Source organism: Prevotella aurantiaca (assembly GCF_015262605.1).
GTDB classification, from domain to species: domain Bacteria; phylum Bacteroidota; class Bacteroidia; order Bacteroidales; family Bacteroidaceae; genus Prevotella; species Prevotella aurantiaca.
Genome location: NZ_JABZSJ010000009.1, coordinates 20,152 through 32,822, shown reverse-complemented (window position 1 = coordinate 32,822; position 12,671 = coordinate 20,152). Strand labels below are relative to the sequence as shown.

The 12,671-nt window shown below is 38.9% G+C and carries 9 protein-coding genes; 5 read left to right on the top strand and 4 right to left on the bottom strand.

Features of this window, described 5'->3' with window-relative positions:
• Positions 1-12 precede the first annotated feature (12 nt).
• The 3 genes from pepT to HXN26_RS03050 all read left to right on the top strand — a co-directional run bounded on the left by pepT (position 13) and on the right by HXN26_RS03050 (position 4,874).
• On the top strand, positions 13-1,236 hold the full coding sequence (pepT, locus tag HXN26_RS03060; protein ID WP_273158593.1) for a peptidase T: 1,224 nt from the start codon (positions 13-15) through the stop codon (positions 1,234-1,236).
• A gap of 360 nt (positions 1,237-1,596) precedes the next feature.
• A complete protein-coding gene (locus HXN26_RS03055) occupies positions 1,597-3,867 on the top strand; it encodes a cation:proton antiporter (protein ID WP_273158591.1) in 2,271 nt (756 codons plus the stop codon).
• A 47-nt stretch (positions 3,868-3,914) separates the two neighbouring features.
• Positions 3,915-4,874: a calcium/sodium antiporter gene (locus HXN26_RS03050; RefSeq protein ID WP_273158589.1), complete on the top strand. Its 960-nt coding sequence runs from the start codon at positions 3,915-3,917 to the stop codon at positions 4,872-4,874.
• 476 nt (positions 4,875-5,350) lie between these two features.
• Here HXN26_RS03050 and HXN26_RS03045 read toward each other — a convergent pair whose 3' ends face one another.
• The 4 genes from HXN26_RS03045 to HXN26_RS03030 all read right to left on the bottom strand — a co-directional run bounded on the left by HXN26_RS03045 (position 5,351) and on the right by HXN26_RS03030 (position 11,293).
• A complete protein-coding gene (locus HXN26_RS03045) occupies positions 5,351-8,188 on the bottom strand; it encodes a putative LPS assembly protein LptD (RefSeq protein WP_273158587.1) in 2,838 nt (945 codons plus the stop codon).
• A 60-nt stretch (positions 8,189-8,248) separates the two neighbouring features.
• The gene (locus tag HXN26_RS03040; RefSeq protein ID WP_273158585.1) at positions 8,249-8,797 is read right to left on the bottom strand and encodes an HDIG domain-containing metalloprotein; all 549 of its coding nucleotides are present in this window, start codon (positions 8,795-8,797) and stop codon (positions 8,249-8,251) included.
• Entirely contained in the window at positions 8,794-9,342 is a 549-nt protein-coding gene (locus HXN26_RS03035) for a hypothetical protein (protein WP_273158582.1), read from the bottom strand. The genes HXN26_RS03040 and HXN26_RS03035 overlap by 4 nt, the downstream gene beginning before the upstream one ends.
• 175 nt (positions 9,343-9,517) lie before the next feature.
• A complete protein-coding gene (locus tag HXN26_RS03030) occupies positions 9,518-11,293 on the bottom strand; it encodes a biotin/lipoyl-binding protein (RefSeq protein ID WP_273158580.1) in 1,776 nt (591 codons plus the stop codon).
• 492 nt (positions 11,294-11,785) lie between these two features.
• On the opposite strand from HXN26_RS03030, the gene HXN26_RS03025 reads away from it, so the two are divergent.
• Together HXN26_RS03025 and HXN26_RS03020 are read left to right on the top strand one after the other, a co-directional pair.
• On the top strand, positions 11,786-12,103 hold the full coding sequence (locus HXN26_RS03025) for a YtxH domain-containing protein (RefSeq protein WP_112316919.1): 318 nt from the start codon (positions 11,786-11,788) through the stop codon (positions 12,101-12,103).
• Between the two features lie 41 nt (positions 12,104-12,144).
• Positions 12,145-12,531: a hypothetical protein gene (locus HXN26_RS03020; RefSeq protein WP_006045585.1), complete on the top strand. Its 387-nt coding sequence runs from the start codon at positions 12,145-12,147 to the stop codon at positions 12,529-12,531.
• Positions 12,532-12,671: the final 140 nt, after the last annotated feature.

Here is a 12,671-nt window from a genome sequence, read left to right as displayed (position 1 = left end):
ACAAATAAGAACATGGAAATAGCAGAAAGATTTATTAACTATACCAAGTTTGACACACAGTCAGCAGACGAATCTGAGACTGTGCCCAGTACTGCGAAACAACTCGTTTTCGCTAAGTATTTAAAGGAAGAACTTGAGCGCGAGGGACTAAAAGAAGTAGAAATGGACGAAAAGGGCTACATTTATGCCACACTTCCAGCTACTACAACAAAAGAAGTTCCTACTATTGGATTCATCGCTCACTACGATACTGCACTCGATGCAAGCGGTGCAAACATCAAAGCGCGCATCGTTAAGAACTACGATGGCAGCGATATTCAGCTCAACGAAAATATGGTATCATCACCAAAGCAGTTCCCTGAGCTTCTCGAACACAAAGGAGAGGACCTTATTGTTACCGATGGCACTACCCTACTTGGTGCCGATGATAAGGCAGGTATAGCAGAAATAGTACAGGCGATGTGCTATTTGCGCGACCATCCAGAGATTGAACACGGCAAAATCCGTGTAGGTTTCAATCCAGATGAGGAGATTGGACGAGGCGCTCACCACTTCGACGTAGAGAAATTCGGCTGCGAATGGGCGTATACCATGGACGGTGGCGACATTGGACAGCTGGAATACGAGAACTTTAATGCTGCTGGTGCAAAGATTTATATCAAAGGGTTGAGCGTTCACCCAGGCTATGCGAAAAACAGAATGGTAAATGCTAGCCTCTTGGCAATGGAGTTTAATGCGATGTTACCTAAAAATGAGACTCCTGAAACAACAGAAGGTTACGAAGGATTCTACCACTTAATCGGTGTTGAAAGTCGTTGTGAAGAAGCTAAGCTTAACTATATTATTCGCGACCACGACCGAGATAAGTTCGAAAATCGCAAGAAAGTGATGGAGAATTGCGTAAAAGCGATGAACGAAAAGTATGGTGAAGGCACGGTTGAAATAAAGATGAACGACCAATATTACAACATGAAAGAGAAGATAGATCCAAACATTCATGTTATTGACCTCGTTGTCAAAGCCATGCAAGAAGCCGAAGTTACACCATTAGTACAGCCTATTCGTGGTGGTACCGATGGTGCGCAGCTCAGCTTTAAAGGACTTCCATGCCCTAATATCTTTGCTGGTGGTGTGAATTTCCACGGACCTTACGAGTTTGTATCTATCCAAGTGATGGAAAAAGCTATGCAGGTTATCATCAACATAAGTCGCCTTACAGCTGGTTATAACGACTAATTAGAAGTTCGTCTGTCGACTTTCGGCGGTTCATAAATACGAAGATGAACACTACAAAGTCTGCTCTCACCACATTTCGGTGCTACGATTAGCTCGAAAAACGGAGAGAACAGTTTGTGGTGTTCATATTTTCAACAGTGGGAATGCGTTCCACCTTAATTATATTAGTGCAGCTGCGAAAACATTTTAACGTAGCTATAAAAATATATTAGCATAGATGCAAAAACGTTTCAGCATATTTACGAAAGCATGTCAGGACAGCTTTGAATATATAAATATGTAGCTAAAAAGAACATTAACACAGCTGCAACTAATGCTAACACATAAAATAAAACTACTCAAACACTTATAACGCTGCTTATGTCAGAACTCCCCGTACTTGTAGAAGACCTTGCCTTAATTCTTGTGGTGGCAGGTTTCGTTACTTTATTATTTAAGAAACTCAAACAACCGCTCGTACTCGGCTATATTGTTGCAGGCTTTTTAGTTTCACCACACATGCCTTACATTATGAGCGTCCTTGATGAAACAGACATTAAAACGTGGGCAGATATTGGTGTTATCTTCCTTTTGTTCTCATTAGGATTAGACTTTTCGGTCAAGAAAATATTGAAAATGGGAGCCTCCCCCATTATTGCCGCCTGCACAATTGTATTCTCTATGATGGCATTAGGCGTTATTGTAGGAAACATTTTCGGCTGGAAACAAATGGATTGCATATTCCTTGGAGGTATGGTAGCCATGAGTTCAACTGCAATTATCTATAAAGCATTTGCCGATATGGGCCTTCTTCAGCAGGCATTTGCCTCTACTGTGATGAGCGTACTTATTCTTGAAGACATTCTCGCCATCGTTATGATGGTAATGTTGAGTGCCATTGCCAGCGGAAACAGTCCAGATGGCGGACAGCTAATAGAGAGTGTGCTCATGATAGGTTTCTTTCTTATCTTGTGGTTTGTTATCGGTTTGTTTGCTATTCCATCGCTTTTGCGCAAGGTACGTGGTATACTCAATAGCGAAACCCTTTTGATTGTTTCGTTAGGACTTTGTTTTCTCATGGCAGTTATTTCTACAAAGGTTGGTTTCAGTGCCGCTTTTGGCTCGTTTGTAATGGGCAGTATATTGGCTGAAACTATCGAAGCAGAGAAGATTATCAAGGTTGTAGAACCCATAAAGAACCTCTTTGGCGCCGTATTCTTTGTATCTGTGGGTATGTTAGTAGACCCTAAGATTCTTGTAACCTATGCTGTGCCAATCCTAATCCTTGTTATTACCATCCTTGTAGGTCAGGCTGTGTTTGGCACAATGGGCTATATGTTTGGCGGACAGTCGCTTAAAAATGCTCTTCGATGCGGCTTTTCAATGGCGCAAGTGGGCGAATTTGCTTTCATTATCGCCACTTTAGGATTGTCTTTGGGCGTTATTAGTAAGTTTCTCTACCCTGTTGTAGTTGCCGTTTCGGTAATAACAACCTTCCTTACCCCCTATATGATACGTGGTGCTGAGCCTACGTACAACTTTTTACTACGCCATATGCCCAAGCAATGGGTACGTCGCGTATCTCATATAGATGTAGGTACGCCGCAAAACCTATCGTCTGACAACCTATGGCGCACACTTATCAAAGCGATAGTGGCTAATACTGTCGTCTACGGAATTCTTTCTGCAGCCACCATTGCTATTATGTTCTCGCTTGTTCTGCCTATTATGCGCAACTTCTCGGTAGAATTAACAGGCAATCACTGGGCAGGCAATGCGGTATGCGGATTCCTTACTATCTTGTTTATAGCTCCTTTCCTACGCGCTTTCGTAATGAAGAAGAACCATTCTGAAGAGTTTAAAACCCTTTGGACGCGAAATCGCATGAATCGCCTGCCTCTTGTATTTACCATTCTCGTAAGAATGGTGGTGGCACTTGCCTTCATTTTCTACATATGCAACTATCTCACACGCTTCACAAATGCGCTTATGATAGTTATTGCAATTGGTATCCTAACGCTAATGATTATGTCTCGTGGCATGAAACAACGTAGCATACGCTTAGAACGCCTCTTTATACAGAACCTTCGTAGCCGTGAGATAGCGGCACAGGTACGCGGAAGCAGAAAACCGCTGTTTGAAGGACACCTATTAGATAGAGATATCCACATCGGTGAATTCGATATTCCAGAAGATTCGCAATGGACTGGTAAGACATTATACCAACTAAAGCTTCGCAATCGTTTCGGTACGCACGTCAGCAGCATTCTCCGTGGCTCTCAAAGACTGAATATTCCGCGTGGTAATACCATTGTTTTTCCTGGCGACAAGATACAAGTCATTGGTAACGACCAGCAGTTGGCAGCTATCTCAGCAGCTATTCGAAGCGAAATTCGTCCCGAAGACAACGATATAGAGAAGCGCGAAATGATTTTACGACAGATTGTTTTATCGGAGAAGAGTCCGTTTATAGGGAAATCGTTAAAGGATAGTGGCATACGTGACGAGTACGATTGCATGGTAGTAGGTGTAGATGAAGGGCAAACACATATTACGCTCATCAATCCTTCGCATGCTTTAACCATAGGCGACATACTATGGGTAGTAGGCGAAAAAGAGAATATTAAGCAAATACAAGCCACCAACGAATAGAACAAAAAATTGTTTTTAAAACATTATAAAATTAATATTAAACATATATGTTATTGAATCTTATTTTCATTATCTTAGGAATTGCCATCGTATTATGGGGTGCTGACCGACTCACTGAAGGCTCGGTAGCAGTTGCAGAGCGCATGAAAATTCCACAAATTGTTATTGGTCTCACCATCGTAGCTATGGGAACCAGTATGCCAGAGTTTTGTGTTAGCTTGATTTCAGCACTCAAAGGTACTCCCGACTTGGCTGTCGGAAACGTTGTTGGTTCGAATATCTTCAACACATTACTGATTGTTGGTGCTGCCGCAACCATTGCTCCAATGGCTATTTTGCGCTCTACTGTAATGAAAGATATTCCATTTGCCCTCGTAGCATCGGTTATTTTGATGATGATGTGCTTTGATGGAAAGATTGGCCGCATCGATGCTGTTATATTAACCTTTCTCTTTATCACCTTCATGTACATGACTTTGAAAGGTGCTAAATTAGAAAAGCAAGAGTTAGAAAAGGAGAATGAGCTTGCAGAAAAGGCATTAGAAGTTGTTCCAAAGATGAGTTCTACCATGTCTGTGGTATGGATTATTGTTGGTTTAGCATGCCTTATCGGTGGCAGTACACTGTTTGTTGAAGGCGCTTCAAAGTTTGCAACATCGTTAGGAGTATCCGAAGCTGTCGTTGGTCTAACTGTTGTAGCGGGTGGAACATCGCTTCCTGAACTTGCTACAAGTGTTGTTTCAGCCCGAAAAGGCAATAGTGGTATTGCTATTGGTAACGTTTTAGGTTCTAATGTATTCAATGTTCTTGGCATCTTAGGTGTTACTGGTGTTATTTGCCCTATGCAACTGCAAGGCATTACCATCACCGACTTGTCGATGTTGGTAATCTCTATGATTATGATTTGGTTCTTCTCGTTCACCAAATATGTTATCCAACGTTGGGAAGGACTGATTCTTAGTGCTACGTACGTAGGCTATATTGCTTATCTTATCAGCAATGTGTAAGAATATTTGACACATGTAAACAGCATATAATAGTAGTTTACCAATAATAAGAAGCCTCTGCATCGTTGATGTAGGGGCTTTTATTATAAAAGTATAGTAGTAAACAAAGAGAATGAAAACTAAACGATAATAAGACCAAGAAGTCTTTACTGCTACCTTAAAAAGAAACCAATAAATCTTAGTAAACGTACTAATAATGGGAGAGAGAAACGTAAAAATTTATTATTCTTAGTTCAATCGAATAACAACCTCATATTCAACGCATTACAAAACAGGCACTTTTGCATTGCAAAAGAGCCTGTTTGAGAACGCAATAGTGCCTGTTTTGCGATGCAAAACAGGCACTATTGCAAAACGAAAGCAATTCTATCGTTTTCTGTTGATATTTTCTTTACAAAAGAAGAGTGATTTTATTGTTCTTTCCTACCCCATTATCTATTTTAAGACAACTACGTTTTGGGTTAAGGAAAGAGAGATTAATACCACTGAACAGCCTGCGTTATGCCGCTTCGTTTGTCGTATTTCAGTGCATCGGTAAGTGTTGCTGCATTACAACGGAAAGTAAAGTTGTACGATGTGTAAGGTGCTAATACGATAGAAGCACTCATATTAAAGCAGTGCAAATCGCGCGAAAGACTTGCCGTTGTCATACTTAAAGCATGATTATCAAAGTCGTATCCACTTGCAAAGTTAATATTCCAACCATCGCTAATGCGGATATTACCACTTACGTTTAATGTCTGCGAGAACTTATAAGGATAGCGCATGGTCTTCTTATTAAATCGTCCTTGTTGGTTTTCGCGCATTGTTATACCATAACCGAAGGTTAAAGACCATGGCATATTAAAGCGCATATAACCTTCAGAGTCGGTTTCTGCGATACTACCTCCACGCTTTTTAGCTGCGTGTTTGCCTCGTTCCATCGTGTCGTCCATATTCGATTCCACATTTGGATCTGGTCCTTCGTCATCAGTTTGAGTATTTTTATCTTCTTTTTCCTTACCTCCTCCAAACCATTTCTTAATCTTTTCTGGTGTAAGAGTGAACGAGAAGTTTTGCGACATACCTTGGAAGCGAGGCAAACGACCATATCCCCACTCGGTATGATTACCAACATAAGGGGTTCCGTTTGCATCTAATTCATAAGCGTATGTAGCAAATTGTGCATTCATAGAGAAAGTATAGTTCTTCCACCATTTCAATCTGAGACGCACACTAAGGTCGCTCCATTTGTGGAAATCGGCAGCTGCATTGTACGACATTGATGCTCCCAACTCATCAATAATACTGAGTTTCTTATATCCCGTAGAGTCTTTGTCGCTTCGTATCTTCATTTCGATGTTGTTACCAACGTCCCATGTTATCATCTGCGTCTTACTACTGCCAGGCACACCATACATGCCTTCTTGGAACGGAGAGTATGGTACAAGCTTTACGTCGCCATTTGCGTCGGTATATTGATAACTATCGTAGTATCCATAGCGTTTTGTTCCAAAGTTAGGCGAGTAAGAAAAGTTTACTTGCGGGGTGATTACGTGGCGAATAGCTTGTATCTTATTGCCAAATATCTTCTTATTTGGAACCCAAAATCCATATAATTTCGTGCTGGCACTAAGGTTTAGCGACCAGTTATAGATGTTATAGAAGCCCGTTAAGGTATCGCGTCGTTCCTCAGACTTAACGTTATCCCAACTACGCATAATCTTATTGGTGTACATTCGGTCTGTAAAATTGAACGAAGGATTAAGGTTTATGTAGTTGAACAGCGTGAAATTACCCTGCACTGGAATATTGTGTTGGAAACCATGTCGCCACTCTTTTGCAAAGTTAGCCTTTAAAATGCGATTCTCATTTGATGTAATTGAATTCGACAACTGACCAGTATAGCTCATAGAAATCTTCTCATACCAACGCTCTTTACCCGCAGCTTTTTTGCGTTTGAACGGATACAGACGGCTAAGACTAATATTAAGGTCGGGTAATGTCAAACTGAGAGTTGAATCGCGCATACTCTGTGAAAGATTGACAGTTGTACTAATAGAAAGTCCTATGCTTGGAAATTGTCTTGACCAGCTTACAGATGATGTACGCGTAGACTGAGTAAGAGTCTGCGGATTATACATACTGTTTAAGTTATTGCGTTCATAACTTGAGCTGGCAAAGTTTACACTGGCCGACAAAGTGCTATTTGGATTGGCCTTAGCGTCCTGCTGATGATTCCATTGAAGCTTGAAACTCTTTTCCGCAACATAGTCAGGTAGTCCCTTATCGCCCGTCTTTGTTTTCTGGAAACTAAAGAGGAATGAACCCGAATATCTATAACGCTTGCGGTAATTGCTTGCAGCACTGACTCCCCAAGAGCCAAGAGTATAGATTTCTCCCAATAGTTTTAAATCCCATTTATCGTTAATGGCAAAGTAATAACCACCATCTCGAAGATAGAAACCACGTTCGCTTTCTTCACCATAACTTGGCATGATGAGTCCGCTGGAATATTTTTTAGAAAATGGGAAGAAGCCATAAGGAATAGCTAATGGTAGCGGAACATCTGCAACAACAAGATAAGCAGGTCCGAAAACAACATCTTTGCCGGGACGAACCTTTGCACGCGACAATGCAATATAGAAATCAGGATGTGCCTTATCGCAAGTTGTATATCGGCCATGCTGCAAGTAAACAACGCCCGAAGAATCACGTTTCGCTTTTTCTCCTGTTATGTAACCTTCCTCTTGTTGGGTATAAATGCCCTTAATCATTCCCTTTTTCGATTTGAAATTGAATGCCATCGAGTCACTACTGTATTCTTGTCCACCAAGAGAAAACTGTGGTTTACCTTTAATTCCGTTTTCTTCTGTTGAGTCGGTAGTTCCATTTGCACGCACAAGATTGCTATCTATGTTCATGTAAACCTTATCACTGCTCAGCTTCATGTTCTGATAATTCATCTTTGCAGAGCCATAAAGATGAGCAACACGAGTCTTTGCATCATAGACAAGTGAGTCTTCAGCAGAATAAGTTACGGGAGATTCTATTCCATTCGACCTTGATTTCATAACACTATCAATGTGAATAGAATCGTCGATGGCCTTATTGTGCTTGTAAATAGCAAGCTGCAAAGAGTCCATCTGCGTAGTATCGACTTCCGTTTTCACTGTATCTTTATGGTTTTTTACAGGCTTTGTTCGTTGTACGTAGGCCGTATTAGCATTGCTAACAACACTAATGAAAGGTGAAAATAAAGAAGATACGAAAGGAGTTGCCACTGCAAATGCGATGACAAACGAGAAAACGAATATGAGAAACTTTACTTTCATTACCTTAATAACTCGCAAAATTAAGCAAATATTGGGATAAATTGGAGTTATTTCTTGATTTTAACGTTTTATAGGAACAAATCGATTGTGCCAAGCAGAGAACCTTTCTACCCCTTCATTACCAAATTTTTCCAAACTCTTTACAGCTTGTTCGAAAGTTTTTTCCACATCTAAATGAGTCTTAGAGAAGAACTTGTCTGCATAGCAAATCAGTATTTCCTCTTCTGTTTCGGGCAAAAAGTCTTGTTCTGGGAGAGGAATTCCTTGTTCTACTATCTCTTTTTTAGTAAGTCCAGCACCAGTATGACGTTCACAAACACGTGCATGTTGTGGATAACCTTCAGCTCTTAATAAATCTGCTCCTATTCTTCCATGACAAACATAAGGTGCTTTGCCAAAGCATTGAATACCTTGAGCATTACACTGAAATATTCCAATGTCGTGAAGCATAGCCGCTTCTTCTACAAATTGTCTATCTAATTGTAGTTCTGAATGCTGGTCTATTATTGCCAAAGCCTTATTCGCAACACTCCGACTATGTACGAGCAATATCTTTTTAAGTTCGTTTTCTTCGGGATAAAACTTATCTATAATGGCTTGAAAGTTCATTGTTGTATTGATTTTTTCTTACTTTTCTTTATCGCTTGTAATACTTTTGTTCGTGCACATTTCATTCCTGGCGAAAGAGGAATACCATCGTAAGTGTGCAATATTGCTTCTAACTCTTGCAAAAGCTCTGGGAAGAACCTGCATTGCTGGTAAGAAACATAAATGCTAAGCGACTTAATGGCTACTGGTTGAGCTATATTTGTAATGTTATCAAGACAGAAATCCAGAAATGGTGTGGTTATTTCTTCTTTCGAAAAGGGCTGTCTTAAAAGAGTTGTAAGTAACAAACGTGCTTTTGTAGTACTTGAAGTGTTCATTACTTCTGCAATTATGAGATGCTTTTTATTAATCAAACGTTTCCGTCCATCTTTATTAAAACAACTCATTATCCATGCAACATTCTCTGAAACTCTAGTTTCTTCATCGTATAAGAGTTGAAAGAACTCGTCAAACTCACGGTCGTTGAAAGAAGACTGAGCCATAGAAGCAAGCTGTTTAACCTCTTCTCTGTATATTCTTTTTGCTAACCGACTGCGTAAATCCATACTCTAAAACAACAAAAGCAGAAAACTTAGCTCTTTATAAGCCTCTGTTTGTTCCCGTCAACAATGCTATTTCCCAACTCATATAAAAGAAAAAACGATTCATTCACAGACCATGAAAGCTTTTAAGCTTTATAATTCGTGAATGAATCGTAGTTATCTTATTCAGCTAAAACTCTTATTTTTCGTCGCGTTGAATGTATGCAATTACATCACCCTTATTGATTTTAGAGCCTTGCTTTGCATTTATTTCTACTAACTTACCACCCAATGCAGCAGGAATTTCTACGAATTCGCCCCATGGAGCCAAGATATAGCAGAACTTTTCTCCTTCTTTATATTCCTTACCAATGAATGGTTCAACTGCAGGAGCAGCTTCTCCATCTCCTTGGAATTCCCAGAATATTTGTCCCTTAACAGGAGAAACAATAGCATCAGCCTTTGCATGTTTAAATGCTGTAGCTTCTTCTATGCTAACCTTATCACCAAGTTTAGCATCTTTCGCCTTCTGTAAATCAGCCAAGAAGTTCTTTTTAGCCTGACCGCTCTTATAGTTGCGATATTGTTCTGGGTGCATAGCAAGTTCGAAGAGTTCTTCATCGTCTTGTCCGTACTCCCAACCATTTTCGTCCATTTCCTTACGGAAATCGTCCAATGCATTAGGCAATAAAGTATGTGGATCTGCTTCTGTAAATTCAAGACCTTTTTCTTTAGCAAGTGCAATAATTTCGTCAGCAATCTTACCTGGCACCTTACCGCTCTTTCCAAGAATCATACCCCACATAGAATCGTCCATCATAACGAAACGACCCTTACCTTGTTCGATAGTAAGAAGGTTCATCAAGGCTATATTCTTAGTATATTGAGAGAATGGAGTTACCAATGGAGGATAACCTACACGTGGCCAAACATAAGCAACTTCGTCGAAAAGTTTCACCAACATATCGTCCAAAGAAAGTTCTGCTTTGCCTTTCTTCTTACGAAGATTATTGATAGTTGCGTGAATACCACCGAGGTCGGCCATCATAGAGCCCATCATACCACCTGGAAGACCACAACCGAGGAGCAAAGAACTGCTAATTTTGTTCTTCGGATTGATGAAGTAACCCAACCATTCATCGATGAATTCTTGTGTCATAGCACGTGCCTTCATGTAAGCATCCATGTTTATTTCAGGCACATCAAACCCTGCATTCTTCAGCATACTCTGAACAGAGATAAGGTCTGGGTGTACCATACCCCATGATAATGGCTCAATCGCAACATCAAGAATATCTGCACCATTCTTTGCAACTTCAAGCATTGACGCCATTGACAAACCTGGACCAGAATGTCCGTGGTATTCGATAATGATTTCAGGGTGTTTATCCTTAATCATTTTTGTAAGTTGACCAAGGAAGGCAGGTTGTCCGATACCTGCCATATCTTTCAAACAGATTTCTTCAGCACCAGCTTCTATTTCTTTATCAGCAAGTTCACAATAGTATTCCAAAGTGTGAACAGGCGAATTAGTTATACAAAGCGCAGCTTGTGGAATCATACCAGCTTCTTTTGCCCACTTTATAGAAGGTGCAATATTACGAATATCGTTCAGACCATCAAAGATACGAGGAATATCTACTCCCTGTGCATGCTTTACTTTATACATTAAGGCACGTACATCATCAGGAACAGGATACATACGCAATGCGTTCAAACCACGATCAAGCATGTGTGTTTGTATGCCTGCATCGTGTAATATTTTCGTATATGCGCGAACAGACTCATTTGGATTTTCGCCTGCAAGCAGATTAACTTGCTCGAATGCACCACCATTGGTTTCTACACGAGCAAAACAACCCATCTCGACGAATACTGGAGCTATGCGAACCAATTGGTCCTTGCGTGGCTGAAACTTACCAGAACTCTGCCACATATCTCTATAAATGAGACTAAACTGAATTTTCTTTGCCATTTCTATACTTTTTCTTTCTTCTTTCTTGTTCAAAAAAATCATAATGCGCATAGGCATTACAGTGTGCAAATTTAGGAAAAAAATATCACACTGCGGTATAATAGCCCATTTTTTTGCAAATATTGGCTAACTTATAGTAACAGAAAATAATAAAATCAAATATAACAAACAAACAGAACAAGATTGATTTTTTATCGTCGTATAGTTTATAATATCCCACATATTACACATTTACGATGGTTGAAACGCTCTATACGCCTTTTACATCACTTTACATAAAAAGTAATAATAAAAGAAATGTAGGAAAAAAGTTCTGTTTAAACATATTATATTATAAAGAACCAGAGTTCGATATAAGAAAGCATTGAATGTATATCTTATAAAAATATTTCCGTTTTTGTTTGTAAAAAAAATGACAAAAAAATTGCTTTTCTCATTTTTATTTTATATCTTTGTAAATAATATAGTAAAAACAAATAAAAACAGAAAATTATGTCGAAATTAACAAACACATTATGCGGATTAACAGTAGGAACAACAATAGGAATAGGATTAGGTGTTCTATTTGCCATTGATAAAGGAGAAAACACTCGTAAAAAAATTAAAGATACTATAAGCGATAAGGTTGATGAATTAAAGGAACAATTAGAACACCTTACCAAAAATATGCGTGATAAATCATTAGAAGTTGAAAGTTCTTTAGAAGAGAAGGTAGACAAGCTTTTATCAGAGTCAGATGATAAATCTGAAGACCTAATTGATTTATTAGAAAAAAAATTGGAAGCTTTGAAGAAAATGGCTAAAAAGTAATAGAGCCAAACATTTAATCAATCATTTTAAATTTTAAAAGTATGAAAAGAAATCTCAAATTAGTCACTATAATTTCTCTATTCATAGTAGCTATTTCTTTTGTTTCTTGTAGTAAGAATGATGACCCAGCAGATAACGATATTTTTGTAGGAACATACAAAGGTAGAATCACTTATTTAGATGGAAACGTACATAAAGCTGCTGATAATGGTTCTGTAACTGTTGTTAAAGCAGGAGGCAGTTACTATTTTAGATTCTCAGATGGAATTCCTAATCTTAAAGGAGTTAAATTCAAAAAAGAAGGTGATCACACTTTAGTCAACATTGATTTTAAAGAAGGTGTAACATTTATTAGAATCAACGCTTCTACATTGAACATTCTTTATACTATGGATGGAAAAATATGGACTGCTAACGCAAAAAGATAGTTTTTTAAAAATATAATAAAAGCCCCGAAACATATTTCGGGGCTTTTATTATTATCAGATAACTATTTAGAAGATAAATAGACACCTTAAATAAAACTATCATTATTGCCAAAACTATTCAAATAGCATGAATTTCCTAA

Coding starts and splice junctions, on each gene's coding strand:
- pepT (WP_273158593.1), top strand. CDS start 13: ATGGAAATAGCAGAAAGATTTATTAACTATACCAAGTTTGACACACAG.
- HXN26_RS03055 (WP_273158591.1), top strand. CDS start 1,597: ATGTCAGAACTCCCCGTACTTGTAGAAGACCTTGCCTTAATTCTTGTG.
- HXN26_RS03050 (WP_273158589.1), top strand. CDS start 3,915: ATGTTATTGAATCTTATTTTCATTATCTTAGGAATTGCCATCGTATTA.
- HXN26_RS03045 (WP_273158587.1), bottom strand. CDS start 8,188: ATGAAAGTAAAGTTTCTCATATTCGTTTTCTCGTTTGTCATCGCATTT.
- HXN26_RS03040 (WP_273158585.1), bottom strand. CDS start 8,797: ATGAACTTTCAAGCCATTATAGATAAGTTTTATCCCGAAGAAAACGAA.
- HXN26_RS03035 (WP_273158582.1), bottom strand. CDS start 9,342: ATGGATTTACGCAGTCGGTTAGCAAAAAGAATATACAGAGAAGAGGTT.
- HXN26_RS03030 (WP_273158580.1), bottom strand. CDS start 11,293: ATGGCAAAGAAAATTCAGTTTAGTCTCATTTATAGAGATATGTGGCAG.
- HXN26_RS03025 (WP_112316919.1), top strand. CDS start 11,786: ATGTCGAAATTAACAAACACATTATGCGGATTAACAGTAGGAACAACA.
- HXN26_RS03020 (WP_006045585.1), top strand. CDS start 12,145: ATGAAAAGAAATCTCAAATTAGTCACTATAATTTCTCTATTCATAGTA.